The organism is Chryseobacterium subflavum, from assembly GCF_055762745.1.
In genome coordinates this window covers 64,072-85,034 of the sequence record NZ_JBVTMR010000007.1, presented here as the reverse complement: position 1 = coordinate 85,034, position 20,963 = coordinate 64,072, and the positions used below count along the sequence as shown (strand labels likewise).

The 20,963-nt window shown below is 35.4% G+C and carries 17 protein-coding genes; 11 read left to right on the top strand and 6 right to left on the bottom strand.

The window, feature by feature from the left end; all coding sequences use genetic code 11:
• Positions 1-13: 13 nt before the first annotated feature.
• The 3 genes from AC0INN_RS21425 (at position 14) to AC0INN_RS21415 (ending at position 5,236) form a co-directional block, all read left to right on the top strand.
• Positions 14-2,206, top strand: coding sequence for a M1 family metallopeptidase (locus tag AC0INN_RS21425; protein ID WP_306615028.1), 2,193 nt, complete (start codon positions 14-16; stop codon positions 2,204-2,206).
• Between the two features lie 182 nt (positions 2,207-2,388).
• Positions 2,389-3,147: an endonuclease/exonuclease/phosphatase family protein gene (locus AC0INN_RS21420; protein ID WP_306615026.1), complete on the top strand. Its 759-nt coding sequence runs from the start codon at positions 2,389-2,391 to the stop codon at positions 3,145-3,147.
• A 223-nt stretch (positions 3,148-3,370) separates the two neighbouring features.
• On the top strand, positions 3,371-5,236 hold the full coding sequence (locus AC0INN_RS21415) for a M1 family metallopeptidase (RefSeq protein WP_306615024.1): 1,866 nt from the start codon (positions 3,371-3,373) through the stop codon (positions 5,234-5,236).
• A gap of 37 nt (positions 5,237-5,273) precedes the next feature.
• Here the strand turns inward: AC0INN_RS21415 and AC0INN_RS21410 are convergent, their stop codons facing one another.
• The 5 genes from AC0INN_RS21410 to AC0INN_RS21390 all read right to left on the bottom strand — a co-directional run bounded on the left by AC0INN_RS21410 (position 5,274) and on the right by AC0INN_RS21390 (position 10,764).
• Complete coding sequence (locus AC0INN_RS21410) at positions 5,274-6,656, bottom strand: phosphatase PAP2 family protein (protein WP_306615022.1); 1,383 nt, start codon at positions 6,654-6,656, stop codon at positions 5,274-5,276.
• A 96-nt stretch (positions 6,657-6,752) separates the two neighbouring features.
• Entirely contained in the window at positions 6,753-7,748 is a 996-nt protein-coding gene (locus tag AC0INN_RS21405) for a zinc metalloprotease (RefSeq protein WP_172284312.1), read from the bottom strand.
• 413 nt (positions 7,749-8,161) lie between these two features.
• Entirely contained in the window at positions 8,162-8,800 is a 639-nt protein-coding gene (locus AC0INN_RS21400; protein WP_172284311.1) for a response regulator transcription factor, read from the bottom strand.
• Positions 8,797-9,582 (bottom strand): sensor histidine kinase, encoded by a 786-nt coding sequence (locus AC0INN_RS21395; protein ID WP_273650619.1) that lies wholly within the window; start codon positions 9,580-9,582, stop codon positions 8,797-8,799. The genes AC0INN_RS21400 and AC0INN_RS21395 overlap by 4 nt, the downstream gene beginning before the upstream one ends.
• Positions 9,583-10,215: 633 nt before the next feature.
• The gene (locus tag AC0INN_RS21390; protein WP_172284309.1) at positions 10,216-10,764 is read right to left on the bottom strand and encodes a hypothetical protein; all 549 of its coding nucleotides are present in this window, start codon (positions 10,762-10,764) and stop codon (positions 10,216-10,218) included.
• Between the two features lie 257 nt (positions 10,765-11,021).
• On the opposite strand from AC0INN_RS21390, the gene AC0INN_RS21385 reads away from it, so the two are divergent.
• Positions 11,022-11,903, top strand: a complete 882-nt coding sequence (locus AC0INN_RS21385) for a hypothetical protein (protein WP_273650621.1) — start codon at positions 11,022-11,024, stop codon at positions 11,901-11,903.
• A 203-nt stretch (positions 11,904-12,106) separates the two neighbouring features.
• On the opposite strand, the gene clpB is transcribed toward AC0INN_RS21385, so the two are convergent.
• Positions 12,107-14,701, bottom strand: a complete 2,595-nt coding sequence (clpB, locus tag AC0INN_RS21380; RefSeq protein WP_273650622.1) for an ATP-dependent chaperone ClpB — start codon at positions 14,699-14,701, stop codon at positions 12,107-12,109.
• Between the two features lie 342 nt (positions 14,702-15,043).
• Here clpB and AC0INN_RS21375 point away from each other — a divergent pair, with 342 nt between their 5' ends.
• From AC0INN_RS21375 to paaD, 7 genes are all read left to right on the top strand, one after another.
• Entirely contained in the window at positions 15,044-15,655 is a 612-nt protein-coding gene (locus tag AC0INN_RS21375) for a TetR/AcrR family transcriptional regulator (RefSeq protein ID WP_228457057.1), read from the top strand.
• A 114-nt stretch (positions 15,656-15,769) separates the two neighbouring features.
• Positions 15,770-17,089, top strand: a complete 1,320-nt coding sequence (locus AC0INN_RS21370; protein ID WP_172284306.1) for a phenylacetate--CoA ligase family protein — start codon at positions 15,770-15,772, stop codon at positions 17,087-17,089.
• On the top strand, positions 17,086-18,171 hold the full coding sequence (locus AC0INN_RS21365; protein WP_306615016.1) for a 2Fe-2S iron-sulfur cluster-binding protein: 1,086 nt from the start codon (positions 17,086-17,088) through the stop codon (positions 18,169-18,171). The genes AC0INN_RS21370 and AC0INN_RS21365 overlap by 4 nt, the downstream gene beginning before the upstream one ends.
• A 76-nt stretch (positions 18,172-18,247) precedes the next feature.
• The gene (gene paaA, locus AC0INN_RS21360; protein ID WP_172284304.1) at positions 18,248-19,186 is read left to right on the top strand and encodes a 1,2-phenylacetyl-CoA epoxidase subunit PaaA; all 939 of its coding nucleotides are present in this window, start codon (positions 18,248-18,250) and stop codon (positions 19,184-19,186) included.
• A gap of 80 nt (positions 19,187-19,266) precedes the next feature.
• Positions 19,267-19,548, top strand: coding sequence for a 1,2-phenylacetyl-CoA epoxidase subunit PaaB (gene paaB / locus AC0INN_RS21355; RefSeq protein ID WP_172284303.1), 282 nt, complete (start codon positions 19,267-19,269; stop codon positions 19,546-19,548).
• 73 nt (positions 19,549-19,621) lie between these two features.
• On the top strand, positions 19,622-20,383 hold the full coding sequence (gene paaC, locus AC0INN_RS21350; protein ID WP_306615073.1) for a 1,2-phenylacetyl-CoA epoxidase subunit PaaC: 762 nt from the start codon (positions 19,622-19,624) through the stop codon (positions 20,381-20,383).
• An 89-nt stretch (positions 20,384-20,472) separates the two neighbouring features.
• Positions 20,473-20,937, top strand: coding sequence for a 1,2-phenylacetyl-CoA epoxidase subunit PaaD (gene paaD / locus AC0INN_RS21345; RefSeq protein WP_273650625.1), 465 nt, complete (start codon positions 20,473-20,475; stop codon positions 20,935-20,937).
• Positions 20,938-20,963 lie beyond the last annotated feature (26 nt).

The window sequence follows — 20,963 nt, the reverse complement described above, 5'->3', positions numbered from 1 at the left end:
ATAAATTTTTAAAATGAAGTGTAAAGTATCAACCTTTGTTTCTGCGATAGCGGTTTTTCTGTTTTCAGGATCTGCTTTTGCTCAGGAAACACCTAAATATGATTATGTAGAGGCATTTAAGCCGTTTTTCTATCCACAAACAGGCACGGAAACCCGTTCTGCAAGTGGACAGCCGGGACATGCTTATTGGCAAAATTATGCAGACTATAATCTTAACGTGAGTTTAAATGACACTAAAAACGAGTTAACCGGTACTGCTGAAATAAAATATACCAATAACAGCCCGGATCAGCTGAGTTTTCTTTGGCTTCAGCTCGATCAGAATTTGTTTCATCAGGATTCCCGTGGTAATGCGGTAGTTCCTATTTCAGGAAGTAGAAATGGAGCCCATGGAGAAAAATTGGAGGGTGGTTACAAAATTAAATCGGTAAAACTTGATGGTAAAGATGTAAAATATACGATTACCGACACCAGAATGCAGATTGATTTACCAAAAGCTTTGAAGGCAAAAGGAGGAGTGGCGAAAATTAGTATTGATTATTCATTTATTTCTCCTGAATATGGTTCTGATAGGATGGGAGTACAGGAAACTAAAAATGGTAAAGTTTTTACGATTGCACAATGGTATCCGAGGATGTGTGTGTATGATGACGTTCTGGGATGGAATACATTGCCATATCTGGGAGCTTCGGAGTTTTATCTGGAATATGGAAATATCAATGCCAGTATAACCGTTCCTGCTAATCATTATGTTGTTGCCTCAGGGGAACTTCTTAATGGGAAAGAAGTGTATAGCAAGGAGGAAAATAACCGTTGGGAACAGGCAAGAAATAGTGATAAAACAGTAATGATCCGCCCTGAATCGGAGATAGGTAAAAATCAATCTTCAGGAACGAAAACATGGAAGTTTAAAATAGAACAGGCCAGGGATTTTGCATGGGCATCATCTTCTGCATTTGTTTTAGATGCGGCAAGAATTAATCTGCCGAGTGGCAAGAAGTCTTTGGCAATATCAGCGTATCCGGCTGAAAGTGGAGGTGAAAAAGCCTGGGGAAGATCTACCGAATACACGAAAGCTGCGATAGAACATTATTCTCAGAAATGGTATGAATATACCTATCCTGCAGCTACAAACGTTGCGGGTAATGAAGGTGGAATGGAGTATCCGGGTATTGTGTTTTGTCATATGGATTCCAAGGGAGATGATCTTTGGGGAGTTACGGATCATGAATTCGGACACAACTGGTTTCCGATGATTGTGGGATCTAATGAAAGGTTATTTGCCTGGATGGATGAAGGTTTTAATACATTCATTAATCAGCTTTCTACTGAAGCCTTCAATAAAGGGGAGTATTACAAAAAGCAAAATATTGCACAAACAGGAAGTTATTTGATGAGCGATAATTTTGAACCGATTATGGTAGGACCGGATAATATGAAAGAACACAGTATCGGAGTTCTTGCTTATTTCAAACCGGGTATGGGCTTAGGCATTTTGAGAGAGTCAATCCTTGGACCTGAAAAATTTGATAAAGCATTTAAAACATATATAGATCGTTGGGCTTTCAAACATCCTACTCCCTGGGACTTTTTCCATACCATGGAGAACGTTTCGGGTGAAGAGCTTAATTGGTTTTGGCGAGGATGGTTCTTTAATAAATGGAAAATTGATCAATCCGTTAAAAGTGTAAAATATATAAGTGGTGACTTTAAAAATGGAGCTCAGATTACGGTAGAAAACCTGGGGCAATTACCTATGCCAACTACAGTTCAGGTAAGATTTAAAGACGGGACAACACAAATTGTAAAGCTTCCGGTTGAGGTTTGGAAACGTAATAAAGAATGGACTTTTCAAATTGAATCTGCTAAGGAAATCGAAGAGGTAAAGGTGGATCCTAATTCTCAGATTCCCGATATCAATCCGAAAAACAATTCTGCTTCTGTAACAGATACCAAGAAAATTGATAAAATTGATCCTAAAGATTTTACAGGGACATTTGGAAGCAAAGAGATTCCATTAAAGCTGACATTTAAAGTAAAAAACGGACAACTTTTCGGCCAGGCCGGTGGAGATGCACAATTTCCTCTTGAATACAACGGAGATAATAAGTTTCTTTTCGGGCAGTCTGTTTTTACATTTGCTAAAGACAAGAAAACAATGACGATTACTCAGGGTGAAAAGGAAATTAAATTAACGAAGGAATAATAATTCTGTTTTAAAAAAGAATACAGAAAATTAACAATATAATCATGGTTTTAAGGCTTCTCTCTGGTAGAGAAGCCTTATTTTTGTTTAATTATTATTTAAAATAGATGATTATGAGTTTTAGATTTTCAATTGTGTTTGTCTTGTTTTTTGTTATAGGGTTTTCACAAAACCTTAAAGTTATGAGTTTCAATATCAGATTACAGGTAGAATCTGATAAGGAAAATGCATGGACAGAACGAAAGCAAGATGTACAGGATTTATTAATGTATTATCATCCGGATTATTTTGGGGTTCAGGAAGCATTGCCAGAACAGATGAAAGACCTTAAAAAAGGATTGCAAAATTATAATTATGTCGGTGTGGGCAGGGACGATGGAAAAGAAGAAGGTGAATTTTCAGCTATTTTTTATGATAATGAAAGGTTACAGGTTGTGAAATCCGGTACATTCTGGCTTTCGGAAACACCGGATAAGCCTTCCAGAGGCTGGGATGCGGCATGCAACAGGGTATGTACATATGCAGTTTTTAAAGATAGAAAATCTAAAAAAGAATTCTTAGCAATGAATCTTCATTTTGATCATGTTGGAAATGTTGCAAGAGTGAAATCTGCGGAGTTGATTCTTAAAAAAATAAAAGAATTGAATCCTGGAAATCTGCCTTTAACTTTAAGTGGAGACTTCAATTTAACAGACAACAGTGAGCCTATAAAGATTATTTCCCAAAATCTGAAGGATAGTTTTTATAACTCTGAAACCCAACACTATGGTCCAAAAGGGACATTCACCGGATTTAATGTCAATGAAATTCCTAAAGACCGAATTGATTATATTTTTGTAAAGGGAATGAAAATAAAATCTCACAGGCATATTAATGACAGAAGAGAAAACCTGCTGTATCCTTCGGATCATTTTCCGGTTATTGCAGAGCTTTCATTATAAATCTAATCTTCTTTATTCGGAAAAATAATTTCAAATCCAATTCCTCTCAGGGATTGGATTAGCTTTTGTCTTAATAGGGCTAGAACAACAAAAAAACTGATAAACAAGGGTGGATGTAAAAAACATACGTTAAAATTTGCTAATATCAGTATCTGTGCGGTGATTAATTATATTTCTCTGTTACATTTTACCTAATTTTGAGACTTATTTTTAAAAAATAGATATGAAGAGATTGCTTTTTGGATGTTTAATGGTTGCTTCAGCACACTATTTTTCAGGACAAGAACTATACATACCAAGAAATGTAAAAAAAGCATATGAAAATGGGACGCGTGATATTTCCGGGGCTCCGGGTAAAAATTACTGGCAGAATAAAGGGATATACAATGTAGAAGTAAAAGTAGATGATAATACAAAAATCGTTTCCGGAAAAGAAACGATTACTTATAGTAACAATAGCCCCGGCGATTTACACTCTTTAGCCATAAGGTTTGTCAATAACCTTCATAAGCCACAAGCTCCGAGATCAGGCTTTGTATCCAAAGACTTTCTATCTTCAGGATTGCATATCAAATCTTTTATTGTAAATGGGGAAAAATATAACATAAACAGTGATGATTGGGGAACTGTTGCAAGTGTAAAGCTGCAAACCGCTATTAAATCGAAATCAAAATCAGAAATTAAAATAGAGTGGGAATATCCATTGTCTGTAAAAAGTGAAAGAGAAGGACAGATTGATCCTGAAACATTTTATGTTGCTTATTCTTTCCCAAGAATTTCAGTGTATGATGATTATAATGGCTGGGATATGCTGCCACATTCGGACAGGCAAGAATTCTACAATGATTTTAATGATTATAATTTTGCAATCATTGCACCCAAAAATTATGTGGTTTGGGCAACGGGAGAATTTCTCAATCCCGAAGCTGTTTTACAGCCTAATTATTTAAAAAGATACAAGACATCTCTGAGGAGCGATCAGGTTGTTCATATTGCAAGCCAGGAGGAAATGAAATCAGGAAAGGTAACTAAGCAGAATAAGTGGAATACCTGGAAATTCAAAGCCGCTAATATCACGGATTTTTGTTTCGCCTTGAGTAATCATTATGTATGGGATGGGGCAAGTGTTCAGCTCAAAACAAAACGAGCAAGTGTGCAGTCTGCATACAAAGCAGGTGCTAAAGATTTTGAACATTATGTAGACTGGATGCGTTATAACCTTGATTGGTATTCTAAAAACTGGCCGGGCGTGGAGTATCCATATCCTGTAATGACTGCTGTTCAGGGATATGCTGATATGGAATATCCAATGATGATTAATGATAACAGTATTCCGGATAATTTTGAAGATGCGAGATTAACGGCAGATCATGAAACTGCTCATACCTATTTCCCTTTTTATATGGGGATCAATGAAACACGATATGCTTTTATGGATGAGGGTTGGGCAACAACCCTCGAATATCTGATTGGAATTGATGAGAATGGTGAAGCTAAAGCAAAGGATTTTTATAAAAATTTCAGGGTAAAGAAATGGATCAATGATCCTTCTGCCGAACAGGATCAGCCCATTATTACCATGAGTACACAGGTAAGTGGAGCAGGATATGGGAATAATTCTTATGTAAAGGCATCTCTGTCTTATCTGGCTTTAAAAGATTATCTTGGGGATGATCTGTTTAAAAAAGCATTACACCATTATATGAACAATTGGAATGGAAAACATCCGATTCCATGGGATTATTTTAATTCTATGAATACAGGATCAGGGAAAGATTTGAACTGGTTCTGGAATAATTGGTTCTATACAAACAATTATATCGATCTCAAAATTACAAAAGGAACTCAGGAGAACGGATTGCTTACAATAAATATTGATAATGTCGGAGGTTTTGCAATTCCTTTTGATGCTGTAATAACTTATGACGACGGAGGAATTGAAAGTCTTCATTTTACACCTTCATTATGGGAGAAAAATCAAAAACAGGCAGTTCTTACGATTCCTGTAAAAAATAAAGTAAAATCGATCAAACTTGATGGGGATATTTTTATGGATTATACTCCTGAAAATAATTCTAAAAATTTATAATCAAAAAGCCTTCAGTATTCTGAAGGCTTTTTGATTATTAGAAATAAGCTGTTAATCTTAATCCAATCGTTATATATCTAACTTTTTCTTTAGCAAAAGAAGTGTTGAATACTTCGTTCATTTCTTCGTCGTCTTTCACCAGGTCGCTAAAGTGGTAATTCATCGTGGACTTAATCTGGTTGTATTCGGCGTAGGCGGTAATCCCGAGTTCAGGATTGAATTTATAAGTAATAGCACTTCCTAAATTAAGCCTGAAAGCCTTTGAAGGTTTATAAGTTGCCAGCTCCAATTGATTGTCTGGAGTGCCAATATGCTCACTTTTAACAAAAATTTTTCCGCTTGCAGGTATTGAATAGCCACCTGTAGCTTTTAACATGACTTCCCAGTTTTTTGCAAATTCATGAGAAAAATATGGACCCAAACCAAAATTGAGAAATCCTAATGACTGAGTCGTGATATCAAAGTTTTCATAGTGTTCCTCATCATCCAAAGTAAGTCTTTGAGGTTTGATCGGGAAACTACTAAAGCTAAGATCTCCTCCAATTCCCCATTTTTTTGAAAAAAAATAGGCTCCTTCTAATCCTGCATCAAAACCAACCTGCTTTCTGTTATCGAGCTCAGATTCTTTCAAGAAGTTCGTGGTAGCGAGTGCTGATCCCACTTTTATAGACAGAAAAGAAGGATATCCGTTACTTTCTATCCTGGAAAGCAGGCTTAGATTATCTCCTTTATTCTTGTAAAATTTATCAATGAAAAAATATCCTAATTCAGTAGAAATAATCCCTACTCCTGCACCCGCAAGAATATCAGGCATCCAATGTCTGTTATTCAGGTTTCTTCCAAGTCCTGTCAATGTAGCTGCGCCATATCCTCCAATACTGTAAGCCGGATTTACGAGTCCATACTCCTTGTGTAGAAAGCTGGCGTTGGCAAAAGCCATTGCAGCGTGCCCGGATGGAAAAGAGTTTTTGGCTGATGCATCCGGACGTTCAACTTTAGATGTGTACTTTACAGAATTGACGATGATTCCCATAATAGCTAAACTTGTGGCATAAGATAAAGTAGCTCTTCCAATATTATTACGTCCTTTAATTCCCGCTAACTTCAAACCGTACACCGTAGCAGCAGGAGCATATTGAAGGTAATCGTCAAAACTAGCCTTAAAATCCGGCAGATATCGATTTCTGATGTCACGGATGTTTTTACGCTCACCCCAGGTAGCTGCTGAAGCGGTAAATAATAATGTTGGGGCAATTGATTTTTGGACCCATTCTTTTTTTAAGAAAGGTACCTTCTCTGAAAGTGCGGGAGGTTCTGAAATAGAATGAGAGAGATTGTTTTCTTGCTGAAGAGTATCCTGTGCCTTGTATAGGCATAAGGTAAGCAGCATAAAAAATGCTAATACTAATTTATTCATCATTGTGTGTTTTTTATTTTAAATTTTAAAATTTGCCAAAAATATAAAAAAAAACCTTTCTCAAAACTGAGAAAGGCTTTTTTAACATATTAAGAAAACTTATAATACTCTTAAACCTGCTCTAGGACCAGAAGAACTTACAACTGCCTGCATTCTTGTTTTTTGCCCTGCAGAGAACATAAACATTGCAGCATCATCTACATAGTCCATATAGTTCATGAACATAATAGATCTTGATACCCCACTACAAGTATTGTATACAGGATATGTAGGTTTGTTATAATTAGCTCCTGTTTGTGTAGGTGTATCCGCTACCTGATCGTTTCCGCAATTTGCATCACCCCAGATATGTCTAAGATTTAAATAGTGTCCTACTTCATGAGTAGCCGTTCTTCCCAAATTGAAAGGAGAAGATGCTCCTGTTTTTCCAAAATAAGGAGCTGCAATCACCACCCCATCATTCCATAATCCTGCTGATTCAGGGAAGGTCGCATATCCAAGAACTTGTCCCATGCTGCCTACTACCCAGATGTTGAAATAGTTGGTAGGATTGGTGGCGTCAATACCTCCGGAAGAAGCTTTTTTCATGGCATCATTAGTGCTCCAGCTTGTTTTAGTTGTAGATTTTCTTACGGTATTTGCTAGTCTGAATCTCACTTTTACATCTCCTGATTTTACAGATTGAAATTCTGTTGGTATTTTATTTACATCACTGTTCGTACCTCCGTAGTCAGCATTAAGAACAGCAATTTGCTCTGCTATTCTGGCATCAGAAACATTTTGTGCAGAAGTATTGTACAATACATTTACTACCACAGGAATTTCAACAGTACCATCTGCAAGAACTTTCCCCATTTTAATTGCGTTTGCAAATCTTTCAGTATTCGCTTCAATAGCTGCATACTTTTGTCTGAGTTCAGGATTGTTCTGAAGTGTTTGCTTTCTGATTTCTTCTGAAGGACAAGATCTTCTGTTGGCTAAATCTGAAGCAGTTGCAGATTTGTTTGCAGTCTCTTCACCTTGATTTGAAACATTGTCGCTGTTACAAGCGGACATGAATCCTAATGCCAGGATTCCAAATAATAGTTTTTTCATAGTTTCTATAAATTTATTTGTGGAAAAACGAAATTATATTATTTTGGGTGAGTTTGCAAAATCTCATTTTTATGAATTGCTATTATTTTATGGGTTTTTATAACTTTTAATTCAGTAATTTATTTCCTTTTATGGTGATTTTATACTTTACTGGCGGTGTTTTCGTGTTTTTACTCATTTTCATAATTTCCATATCTGAATCTTTATTTTGTTTATAATCATGTAAGTAAAATTGATATTCATTGCATAATTAATAAAACGTATTATGGGAAGGTATGATTTACTGCTCTTCGAATGTTTTGTCCTTCTTTTGCCAGTATTTACAGTGTAAAAAGTCCCTTTCTGAATTTCAAAAAGGGACTTTTTATAATTTAAATTGGAAAAGGTTTTTAATCGGTAAGCAATTCGAGAAACTAGTCGAATCCATTTTTCATGGCGAAAACAGCGAGTCCCACACGGGTTTTCAAATCTAATTTTTCACAAAGCTGGTCTCTGTAACTTTCCACAGTTCTTGGACTGCAGCACATTTTATCAGCTATTTCTTTATAACTTAGTTCAGTAACTGTATATTTCAGGAATTCTTTTTCACGCTCAGAAATCCGCACTGTATCTTTAGATTCAGTTTCATTGTTCAGATTAGAAAATATAATGCGTGACGCCCATTCCGGATAAAAGAATCCTTCCGTATTTAATTTCACAAGAGCTGTTTCCAGTTCTTTAGGGTGGGTGTTTTTTAATAAATACCCTTTTGCCCCGTTTTTTATCATTTTGATGACGCTTTTGTCATCCCCTTGCATGCTCAAGGCCATTACTTTAATATCAGGGTGGTTTTCTTTGAGCCATAACACGGTTTCGAAACCATCCATAATTGGCATGCTGATGTCGAGTAAGATAATATCAGGAATTTTATTGTTATTTTCGAATTTCTGAATAAGATCTTTTCCGTTTTCACAGACATAAATAACTTCAAAATCTTTAAAGTTGTCAATAATACCTTCCAATGCCTTCGCAATAAGGATGTGGTCGTCAACGATAACAATTGTTTTTTTCATGGCTGTCTTTTTAGTGTAATATTAACGGTTGTTCCTTTGTTCTTTAAACTTTCCAGAGTGAAGTCTGCTCCTATGATTTCCGCTCTGTTTTTCATATTGGTTAATCCAATGCCATTAGATCTTATGTTAGTCCTGTCAAATCCGATACCGTCATCCTGGATATTCAGTTCCCAAAGTGCTTCATTCGAAGTATTGAGGTTAATGAAAATATTTTTGCAGTGGGCATGCTTTATACTGTTCTGAATAAATTCCTGGGTGATTCTCAAAAGTACATTCTTATGTACGAATCCCAGATCCAGTTGTTTAAAATTATGTTTAAAGCTTACATTACATTTTTTAAAAGCATTGGTGTTGTCGACTTCTTCCTGAATTAAGGTTACGATTTCCTTTTGATTGATATTATCATCAGTTAAAGTTTTCGAAAGACTTCTAAGGTCCTGAAGGGATTGGTTGATGATCTGTGATACCTGTTCTATTCTTTCATTGACTTCAGGAACTTTATTTTCGTATAAAAGTTGCTGAGTGTACAAGCTTACTAATGTGAGTTTCTGTCCTATGTTGTCATGAAGTTCACGGCCAATCTGTTGCATAGTAGCCTGTTGGATCTCCAGCTGAGTGGCCAAGAGCTCCTTCTGATGGATTTCATTTTTTATTTCAATTTCATTTAAATACTCTTTTTTTCGCTGTCTGTATTTTCTAATGTATACCATTAGCGCAGCTACGAATAATACAAAGAATACGTTAAATAAAATAATGGTTATTAAAAGTTCCGTTTTCCCCATATGAATGAAGCTGAAAATAATAAATACATGATAATATCTGAAATCTGTGAGTAATTGCAATAAATACTCCAGATTTCCCGGTTGTCATAATATAGAAGTGTATAAAATGTAAAAAATGGAAGTGTTCCAATATAAAATAATGTTACTCCCAGATTTATATAAAACATTTTATTGTTACTGAAATTGATTATATCTTCAGAATTCACCTGTTTATAGTACTCCATGATAACTAAAATCATTAAAAGTAAACACCCAAAAGTATAATTAAATGAATAAATTATTTTACTTTCCTTAAAATACAGTTCACTGGGAATAAATGAAATCAGATAAAATAATGAAAGGATCCCGAATAGTTTTCTATTGTTGAATGATTTTGCAGCATATAACCAATAGAAAAACAAAAATTCCATGGGGATTACAAAATAATTATAATATTTGATTTTTGAAAATAAGGAAAAATTTCCATACCTGCCAAAAGACTCAAATATAAAAATTGCTATCAAATATATTGAAAAGTACTTCCAGTATTGATTTTTTAATGACTTTAGAAAAAAAATCGAAACTAAAGCGGATAAACCTTCTGTACAATATAATGAATAGTCCAGTACACTTCGCAATGAATCCATTTTTTACTTAATAGTTTTGAACAATTGGAGAATCAGGAGGAATTAAGCTTCCGTGGTTTTGTGCTAGTCCGCCTTCTTCTTCAATAGGATCTGTTGTATTTCGAGATTTTAATGCCATAGCGATTACCTGACCATTGGAATTGGATGGATTGAAATCGTAATGTAAAATCTTTCCGTTTTTGTCTTCTTTTTTTAGAGTGGGAACCATTATTAAAGTATGTCGTTCAGCGTACTCTTTTGGAACAGTATGACTTTCCATAATTGTCCAATTGTCAATCTTAGGATAAGCAGCATAATAAAATCTAATACCCAAATCACTTTCACTGGTTGCGGGATTCACTTTCTTAGCTTCTGTTTCAAGATCGTTAATGAATTTTTTCAATTTAGGCAAGTCAAACCAGATAGAATCTGCATCAGTCATTTCAAGAGTAGAATTAATTGCTTTCAGTTGATTATTACGGTAATTATTAATCAGCTCCTGAATAAAGACATTACTCATAGTGTTTGGAAGACTTAGTGTCTCCACATCACCTTCGAGAATAGGTTTTGTTTCCATAATGTTAGTTTTTTAAACACAGTGTTAGTTAGTAATGCAAATCTCGGAAAAATTTTAGGTTAAATGACAGGGATTTCTCCTATTTGTTATCCGTGATTTTACGGGAAGATGGATTTTCTTTATAAAATGGTAATTTTTTGGTGAAAAAATTGATGTTTCGAATCTTAATTAGATTTTATTTTTATGTTAAAATAAATGCTTATTATATTATAATTATTAATAATTGAATATATTTACTTGTAGAAAAAAAAATAATTTTGAAAACAAAACTTTTTAGCATTGCCATATTGGGACTTTTATCGGTTGGAATGTTATTTCAATCATGCAACAGTGATAATGAAAGTGAAGCATCAAGCGATAAAGTAATTTCTCAAAATTACAAGGACCGATTAATTGATAGTAAAACAGCTCAGGCGCTGGCAGATACTTATCTCACTAATAACTACGCTGTATTATTAGGGGGACGAACAGCTAGGGGATTGTCAGCCGAAGATGCAAGACAGGTAATTTATCCAATAGAAATTTTGGAAGCGTTTATTGCAAATGTAGAAGAGAAAGCAGGGCAAGATGCATTAATTGGGGTTAATATCGGACAATACCCTTCTTCCGAAAAAGTGGACGCTCATCAGAGAGAAGATTATAAAGGATATCAGACTATGTATCTAATGTCTTACAAAACTCCTGCAGATACTGTTTCTGCGGCTAATTGTGTAGAGGCAATGAATCATGGTAGTATTATTCCTCCTGATGCGACAGCAGATAAAAATGATATCTTAGATAAGAATATTAATAATTATCTCATTGCTAATGAAACAGCTTCACTTTTAGACAAAACCTATGCATTAAACAATGAAAAGACGTTGGATGCAAAAGGGATTGAAGTTAAAAAGCAATATTTTTATAGTATTGGTTTATTGAAGGGATATCTTCAATATGTAAAAGAACAGGCTGTGATTAATGGTATTACTGACGTGAATATTGCAATTAATATGGGACAGAATAGCTTCAGTTCGGGCGCTGTGAATAAAGGGAAGCAAAAGGCAGGAAGCCAATGTATCTTTTTTACAGCATTTCCTAAGGGAAATGATGCAAATAGTAAAAATTTGAATATTCTAAATAATCTCCCGGCTCTTAAATAACTTTGATGTCCGGATAAAAATAAAAAAGCGGTAGAAATAATAATTTCTACCGTTTTTTTTACACTTGAATCTTTTTTGATATCGTTATGTGTTACTTTCATAGCGTTGTCCAGATGTTATGTCAATGTGAATTAACAAAAATAAGTGCTGTAGATTTTGTCTACAGCACTTACTACAAAAATAATATATATGAAAAAAACTATTTATTTTTCCGCCGGTCTGAAAACCAGACCTGTTTCATCGAAATAATCCAAAGTGATTCGGTCTCCGTCATTTACATTTCCGGCCAGAATCTCGCGGGATAGTTTATTTAAAACTTCCTGCTGGATAACTCTCTTTAAAGGTCTTGCACCAAAAGCAGGATCATATCCTTTATTCATTAAATAATCTACGGCATCCTGAGTTGCTGTCATGATAATATTTCGTTTTGCTAACATATCATTAAAGCCTCGCAACTGATACTGAACAATTTTTCCAATTTCCTTTTTTCTTAAAGGCTGGAATAATACAATCTCATCAATTCTGTTTAAGAACTCCGGACGAAGAGTTTGCTTTAATAAGTCAAAAACTTCTTCTTTTGTTTTCTCTACGATTTCATCCTGATTGGCTTCAGTAATGTTTTCAAAATTTTCCTGAATCAAATGTGAGCCCAGGTTAGAAGTCATAATGATAATTGAGTTTTTAAAGTTGACAACTCTGCCTTTGTTGTCTGTCAAACGACCATCATCCAAAACCTGCAATAAGGTATTGAAAACATCAGGGTGGGCTTTTTCAATCTCATCCAAAAGAACAACTGAATAAGGTCGTCTTCTCACTGCTTCTGTAAGTTGTCCTCCTTCATCATATCCTACATATCCGGGAGGCGCTCCTACTAATCTGGAAACAGAATGACGTTCCTGATATTCACTCATATCTATTCGGGTCATATTGTTCTCATCGTCGAATAAAAATTCAGCCAGCGCTTTTGCTAACTCTGTTTTACCGACACCTGTTGTACCGAGGAAAAGAAAGGATCCTATTGGTTTTTTCTCATCACTCAATCCTGCACGGTTTCTTCTGATCGCATCAGAAACAGCCTGAATGGCTTCTTCTTGTCCTACAACCCTGTGATGAAGTTCTGTTTCAAGGTGCAGCAATTTCTCCCTTTCCGATTGTAAAAGTTTTGTTACAGGAATTCCTGTCCACTTAGCAATTACTTCGGAGATATTTTCTGCAGTTACCTCTTCTTTTATTAATTCGTTCTGATGATTTTGCATTTCAAGTTCCAGCTTCTGCAAGTCATCTTCTTTTTCTTTGATTTTTCCATATTGGATTTCTGCTACTTTGGCATAATCTCCAGCTCTGGAAGCTCTTTCCGCTTCTAGTTTTAAAGATTCAATATCTTTTTTAATCTGTGTAAGATCTTCACTTTTTTGTTTTTCTTTCAACCATTTTGCATTAATCTCATTTCGTTGTTCGGAAATTTTTGAAATATCTTCTTTTAAATGGTCAATTTTGGTCTGATTGCCTTCTCTTGAAATAGCAGCCAGCTCAATTTCCATCTGCATAAGCTTTCTATCCAAGACATCAAGCTCTTCGGGTTTGGAGTTGATTTCCATTCTCAACTTGGCAGAAGCCTCATCAATAAGGTCAATTGCTTTATCCGGTAAGAATCGGTCTGAGATGTATCTTTGAGACATTTCAACTGCTGCAATAATAGCCTCATCTTTGATTCTTACTTTATGATGCGCTTCGTATTTATCTTTAATTCCACGTAAAATAGAGATCGCAGATTCTGTATCCGGCTCTTCCACCATTACTTTCTGAAAACGTCTTTCAAGGGCTTTGTCCTTTTCAAAATATTTTTGATATTCATTCAAGGTAGTGGCACCTATTGCTCTTAATTCTCCTCTTGCCAAGGCGGGTTTTAAAATATTTGCTGCGTCCATAGCGCCTTCACCACCACCAGCTCCTACTAATGTGTGGATTTCATCAATGAAAAGAATAATTTGTCCGTCAGACTTTATTACCTCATTAACGACAGACTTCAAACGCTCTTCAAATTCTCCCTTATATTTTGCTCCGGCGATTAATGCTCCCATATCTAATGAATATAAAGTTTTATCCATCAGATTTTCAGGAACGTCTCCGTTAATAATTCTATGTGCAATCCCTTCTGCAATTGCAGTTTTACCTACACCTGGTTCTCCAATTAGGATCGGATTGTTTTTTGTTCTTCTGGAAAGAATCTGTAATACACGACGGATTTCTTCATCACGTCCGATTACCGGATCCAGTTTTCCTTCTGCTGCTAATTCATTAAAATTTTTAGCATATTTATTGAGAGATTGGTAAGTTTCTTCTGAACTTGCAGAATTTGCTTTGCTCCCTTTTCTTAATTCCTTAATAGCGCCTTCCAGTAAGCTTTTGGTAACCCCCATATCTTTAAGCATTTTAGAAACTTCAGATGAAGTATCCAAAAGTGACAGCCATAAGTGTTCGATTGTTACATACTCATCACCCATTTTCTTTGCAATGTTCGGCGCATCCAATAGGACTTTATTTGCTGATTGTGAGAGATAAATATTACCTCCCTGAACTTTAGGAAGTCTTTCTAAACTTTCACGGTTTCTCTCTCTTACCAAAGATGCATCGGCTTCCGATTTTTTCAGTAAAAAAGGTGAAATATTTTCATCTACCTGAAAGATTCCTTCCAGTAAATGTTGAGGTTCTATGCTTTGATTACCCAATTCCATAGCAACTTGCTGGGCTGCCTGAATGGCTTCTTGTGATTTTACAGTATATTGATTTAAATTCATATTTTATATTTTTGGGTTGACTTAAAGTGTATAGATTTTAGACATCAGATTTCAGACCATTCAGACTTTGAATTAAATTTAATTTCTTAAATCCGTATCTAAAGTCTGATGTCCTTGATCTAATTTAATCATTTAATTCGGGTCGTATAACACAAAAAGTGTTCAATTATTGAATTTATAAATAAATTGGACAAAATTTCCGAATATTGTATTTTTAACACTGAGGTAACTAGACAAAATTTCCATTTTCATCATATCATCTGTAAATTTTGACATTCTTTTTTATTTTGAAATCAGATTAAAAGAGGTATGTAAAACTTTTATGAGGCAAAAAACAACAGTTTGGATCAAAAAAGTTACTTTTGCAATCTACTGATGGAGCTTAAAGAAAAACAAAAGAAAATATTAGACGAAGCCGTTCAGCTTTTCAAAGAGAAAGGCTATATGGGAAGTTCTGTAAGAGATCTGGCAACTCAATTGAATATAAAAGCTGCCTCTCTCTATGCACATATACGTTCTAAGGAAGAAATCCTTGAATGGATTTGCTTTGGTATTGCTCAGGATTTCTTTGTTGAGCTTCAGGAAGTATTGAACACAGATATCAAACCCAGTGATAAGCTGAATTTATTTATTGATAAACACTTATCTGTTGTTCTCAAAAATCCCGATGTTACTCATATTTATTCCAACGAATGGAAACATCTTGAGGAAAGGCTTCCTGAATTTGTTGAGTTGAGGAAAAAATATCAACAGGAAGTCGAACAATTAATTTCCGGGATCTATAAGGCCGAAAATTGGGAATTAAAATCCCCATCCTTTACTACAAGGTTTATTCTTCATACACTCAATAATTCTTATTTCTGGTTCAAAAGAAACACAGGATCAAATGTAGAGATCACTGATGAAATCAGGAATAAGATACTCTTTGGACTGCTTGGAAATCAAAAGAGATAAAAAAATTACCGTTCTGGTTATTTAGAATCATTCAAAATATGATTAAAATCATAAAAATTTTGTCAGCTTCCAAAATCTTTTTAAATTTACACCTAACAAATGTTAGTTAGTTTTATGGATTTTTCAGTTGAATATTTAGAGCTCGACCAGCTTAGGGAGCTCCAGTCCAAAAGATTGGTAGATCTTGTAGGTTATCTTGAGGAAAGATCAGATTTTTATAAAAGAAAATTTAATGAAGCGGGAATATCACCTCAGGAAATAAGGTCGATTGAAGATATTTCGAAATTACCCATTACTTATAAACAGGATTTGCGGGATCACTATCCATTTGGATTATTTACGGTTCCGAAGAATGAATTACAGAGAATACATTGTTCAAGTGGAACTACAGGAAAACCAACGGTAGTAGGATACACGAAGGAAGATGTTGATCTTTTCAGCGAGGTGGTTGCAAGGTCTTTGAACGCAGCAGGAGCCCAACCTGGGATGCAATTGCATAATGCATACGGTTATGGAATTTTTACCGGCGGATTAGGTCTGCATTATGGAGCTGAAAAGCTTGGAATGAGTGTTCTTCCTATTTCGGGGGGAATGACAACGAGACAAGTGGATTTGATAATGGATTTTAAGCCTGAAGTAATTTGTTGCTCACCTTCGTATGCTTTAACAATAGCTGATGAATTTGCTAAAAGAGGAATTTCTGCTGATGAAATCAGTTTAAAGTATGCTGTGTTGGGTTCTGAACCATGGACAGAAATCATCAGACATCACATTGAAGAGAGGCTGGGGGTTCATGCGACTAATATTTATGGATTAAGTGAGATTATCGGACCCGGAGTATCGATGGAGGATTTCGAAGAAAAAGGTGGTTCCTATATCTGGGAAGATCATTTTTATCCCGAAATTTTGGATCCGAATACAAAACAACCGGTTCCATTTGGAGAAGAAGGCGTACTGGTGATTACCACTTTGACGAAAAAAGCGATGCCACTTCTAAGATATTGGACAAATGACATTACAAGTCTTTACTATGATGAGAGTGGAAAAAGAACGATGGTAAAAATGAGACCTCTTATCGGAAGAGCTGATGATATGCTGATTGTAAGAGGGGTAAATGTTTATCCAAGCCAGATTGAAGAAGCTTTTTCACATGTAGAAGGAGTCGTACCAAATTACTATCTTACACCTATCGAAAAGGAGCAAATGTGCGTTGCTTTAGACATTGACCTGGAAATAGATAATGATTTTATTAAATCTCATCAACTTGAAATAAATACCGATGATTATCTTATTTTTGTCGGAAATTTTGGAAAAAATATTGAAAACGAAATAAAGAAACGGGTAGGAATAACCACAAAAGTGAAAATCCACACTCAGGATAGCTTACCTAAATGCGAAGGTGGAAAAATTAATAGAATACTAAAGAAAAAATGAATTCATTTTATAAACTAAAAACGGTAAAAGTTCAGAAAGATACCGATGACGCTGTGAATGTAGCAGTGGAAATTCCTGATGAACTAAAAGATAAATTCAGATTCAAGCAGGGGCAATACCTTAACTTCCGGATGATGATCGACGGAAATGAGGAGAGACGTTCTTATTCTATCTGCAATGCTCCAAGTGAAAAAAGCAATACATTGGAAGTATTGGTCAAACTTTTAGAAGGTGGAAAGGTTTCAGGATATTTTAATGAACATCTTCATATGGATGAGGTGCTTGAGGTAATGCCACCTATGGGAGGTTTCAATACCACCTATCACCCATCGAATACCAAAACATATGTTGGTCTGGCTGCAGGAAGTGGAATCAGTCCGGTTCTTTCCAATATCAAGGAAAGTCTTTACCAGGAGCCTAATAGTAAGGCATATTTATTTTACAGCAACAGAAGCATGAATCATGTGATGAAGAAAGCGGAGATCGATAAACTGGTTGAGCACTTCAAAGGAAGGCTGAATGTAGTATATCTGGTAAGTCGTGAAAAGCATGAAGATCCTATTTTTGAAGGAAGAATCTCTCCGGAAAAACTGAATCATTTATTTGAAAGATATACCGATATAGATGTTAAAGAAGCTACCTATTTCATTTGTGGTCCTGCAGAAATGATCAAAGGTATTGCTGATTATCTGAAAAAAGAAAAAAAGGTACCTGCTATTCAGGTTTTATTTGAATATTTCACAGCTCCGGATGAAGAAAATTCTGAGGAAATGAGTGATGAATTCAAAGCTATCGCCAATATAGAAAGTATGGTAACGGTGATCATTGACGACGATGAATATTCCTTCCATCTTAATTCTAAAAAAGAGAGTATCTTAGATAAAGCATTAAAAGATCAGTTGCCTGTTCCTTTTGCTTGTAAAGGAGGGGTTTGCTGTACGTGTAAAGCAGAGGTTTTGGAAGGAGAAGTCTTCATGGAAAAAAACTTTGCACTTACCGAAGAAGAAGTAGCCAGAGGTTACGTTCTGACATGTCAATGTCACCCGACAACCAATGTGGTGATGCTTAATTATGATGTTTAAATTGTATTAACGATTAAATGTAAAAAGTATTCATGAATACATTAATACGTTTTACATTTTACAAAAGACAAAAGAAATGGACTTAGAAAAATTTGTTCAATACGTTCACGAAGAAAATAAAGTAGAGCCCAAGGATATTATGCCTGATGATTACAGGAAATTATTGGTTCGTCAGATTTCACAACATGCCCATTCCGAGATTGTAGGAATGCTACCGGAAGCTAACTGGATTTCCAGAGCTCCTTCTTTGAGAAGAAAAATGGCTCTTTTGGCTAAGGTTCAGGATGAGGCAGGGCACGGGTTATATCTTTATGCTGCAACTGAAACTTTAGGAAACGGAACAATCAGGGCAGACAGAGATGCTACTTATGAAGATATGTTGGAAGGAAAGGCTAAATACTCAAGTATCTTTAATTATCCTACACTGAGCTGGGCAGATATTGGAGCTATTGGCTGGCTGGTTGATGGCGCTGCAATTATGAACCAGGTAATGCTGATGGGTAACTCTTACGGACCTTATTCCAGAGCAATGGTAAGAATCTGCAAGGAAGAATCTTTCCATCAGAGACAAGGGTATGAGATTTTAATGGCACTTTGCCGAGGAACAAAACAACAGAAAGAAATGGCTCAGGCAGCGTTAGATCGTTTTTGGTGGCCGGCTCTGATGATGTTTGGACCTAATGATGACAGCTCACCAAATTCGAAGATCTCTATGAACTATAGAGTAAAACGAGAAAGTAACGATAGCCTTCGTCAAAGGTTTATTGACGTTACTGTTTCCCAGGCTGAGTTTTTAGGATTAACGATTCCGGATAAAGATCTGAAGTGGAACGAGGAGAGGGGGCATTATGATTTTGGAGAACTTCCATGGGATGAATTTATGACCATTCTGAAAGGAAACGGACCATGTAATAAGAAAAGATTACAAACTAAAGTAAAGGCACAGCAGGAAAACCTTTGGGTGAAAGAAGCTGCAGCAGCTTTTGCGGAGAAACAACAAAAAGAAGTGATATAAGGTGATGATTTGAAAATGTACTGATTGAAAATTAATTAACACATTTTCAAATTCTCAAATTTTCAAATTTATAATTGACTATGGCAAATTTAGATATGTGGGAAGTGTTTATTCAGACTAAACCGGGATTATCCCACAAACATGCAGGAACAGTGCAGGCACCAACCGCAGAAATGGCTCTTCAGAATGCAAGAGACGTTTATACCAGGAGAAAAGAAGGAACATGCGTTTGGGTTGTTCCCAGCAAATATATTGTAAGTTCAGAAGGTATGGATCAGGAATCATTTTTTGATCCGGCAGATGATAAATTATACCGCCATCCAACCTTCTATGACATTCCTAATGATGTAAAAAATATGTAATTAATAAAGACTTCAGTATATGAGACTTCAGATATGAAAATTAAATATCTGAAATCTGAAATCTGAATCTGAAATCCATCAAAAAATGAATCCATTATATAATTATTTATTAAAATTCGCGGATGATAGTTTCATCATGGGGCAGGGACTATCCGAGTGGTGCGGTGAAGGTCCTTATCTGGAAGAAGATATTGCATTGACCAACATTGCTCTTGATGAACTTGGACAAGCGAATAACTTTTATCAGTATGCTTCAAGAGTAGCTGATAATGGTAAAAGCGAGGATGATCTGGCATTTTTGAGATATGAACATGAATACATCAATGCTCATTGGGTAGAGCTCCCTAATGAAGATTATGCCCAGACAATTCTTAAAGTGTATGTTTTTTCTATCTATCAGAAATTAATGTATGAAGCTTTATCAAATTCTTCAGATGAAGACTTATCCGCGCTTGCCCAAAAATCTTTAAAAGAGGTTAAATATCACTATACTCATGCTTCATCCTGGATGAAAATTTTTGCACAGGGAACAGAAGAAAGTAAAGTACGTCTGATAAAAGCAATTGAAAATATCTGGGAATACACAAAAGGTCTGTTTGCAAAGGTGGAAGGCGAAGATGATCTGATCACTCTTAATATTGTACCTGATGTTGATGCCCTTTATGAGCAGTTTATTGCTGTTACAGAAAAAGATTTTGCTGATTTTGGACTAGAATATCCAACGGATCATTTTATGCAGCCAAAGTCAAGAACAGGTTACCATACCGAGTATTTCGGATATATTCTTTGTGAATTACAATATATGCAGAGAGCATATCCGGGGTGTACCTGGTAGTAAAATAAGATTTATTTGAAAATATACCCCCATTTAAAAATTAAACAATTTTATAATGGATTTTCAAATAGGCAAATGATTAATAAGTAATGAACCAATTATTAAACATATTATCCCAGGTTCCTGATCCGGAAATTCCGGTAATCAATATTGTGGAATTAGGTATTGTAAGAGAGGCAAAAGCTACCAGCGAGAGTTCTTGCGAGGTAATAATTACGCCTACTTATTCTGCGTGCCCCGCTATGTTTACCATTGAGGAAGATATCATGAAAATCATGAAGGAAAACGGGTGGGATGCAAAGGTTGTTACCAAAATGTTTCCAATTTGGACAACGGATTGGCTAACAGATGAAGCAAGAGAAAAACTCCGTGAATATGGAATTACTCCTCCGGAGAAAGGGGCAGATGAGCACCATATAGGGAAACCTAAAAAATGTCCACGCTGTGGTTCTATGCATTCTAAGCAGATCAGCAGATTTGGATCTACATTATGCAAAGCATCATACCAATGTCTGGACTGTTTAGAACCTTTTGATTATTTTAAATGCCATTGATAAATTAATGTACTTGTTATATTTAA

Excerpts from the sequence above, each read along its gene's own strand:
- AC0INN_RS21425 (WP_306615028.1), top strand. The coding sequence starts at position 14 with ATGAAGTGTAAAGTATCAACCTTTGTTTCTGCGATAGCGGTTTTTCTG.
- AC0INN_RS21420 (WP_306615026.1), top strand. The coding sequence starts at position 2,389 with ATGAGTTTCAATATCAGATTACAGGTAGAATCTGATAAGGAAAATGCA.
- AC0INN_RS21415 (WP_306615024.1), top strand. The coding sequence starts at position 3,371 with ATGAAGAGATTGCTTTTTGGATGTTTAATGGTTGCTTCAGCACACTAT.
- AC0INN_RS21410 (WP_306615022.1), bottom strand. The coding sequence starts at position 6,656 with ATGATGAATAAATTAGTATTAGCATTTTTTATGCTGCTTACCTTATGC.
- AC0INN_RS21405 (WP_172284312.1), bottom strand. The coding sequence starts at position 7,748 with ATGAAAAAACTATTATTTGGAATCCTGGCATTAGGATTCATGTCCGCT.
- AC0INN_RS21400 (WP_172284311.1), bottom strand. The coding sequence starts at position 8,800 with ATGAAAAAAACAATTGTTATCGTTGACGACCACATCCTTATTGCGAAG.
- AC0INN_RS21395 (WP_273650619.1), bottom strand. The coding sequence starts at position 9,582 with ATGGGGAAAACGGAACTTTTAATAACCATTATTTTATTTAACGTATTC.
- AC0INN_RS21390 (WP_172284309.1), bottom strand. The coding sequence starts at position 10,764 with ATGGAAACAAAACCTATTCTCGAAGGTGATGTGGAGACACTAAGTCTT.
- clpB (WP_273650622.1), bottom strand. The coding sequence starts at position 14,701 with ATGAATTTAAATCAATATACTGTAAAATCACAAGAAGCCATTCAGGCA.
- AC0INN_RS21370 (WP_172284306.1), top strand. The coding sequence starts at position 15,770 with ATGGATTTTTCAGTTGAATATTTAGAGCTCGACCAGCTTAGGGAGCTC.
- AC0INN_RS21365 (WP_306615016.1), top strand. The coding sequence starts at position 17,086 with ATGAATTCATTTTATAAACTAAAAACGGTAAAAGTTCAGAAAGATACC.
- paaA (WP_172284304.1), top strand. The coding sequence starts at position 18,248 with ATGGACTTAGAAAAATTTGTTCAATACGTTCACGAAGAAAATAAAGTA.
- paaB (WP_172284303.1), top strand. The coding sequence starts at position 19,267 with ATGGCAAATTTAGATATGTGGGAAGTGTTTATTCAGACTAAACCGGGA.
- paaD (WP_273650625.1), top strand. The coding sequence starts at position 20,473 with ATGAACCAATTATTAAACATATTATCCCAGGTTCCTGATCCGGAAATT.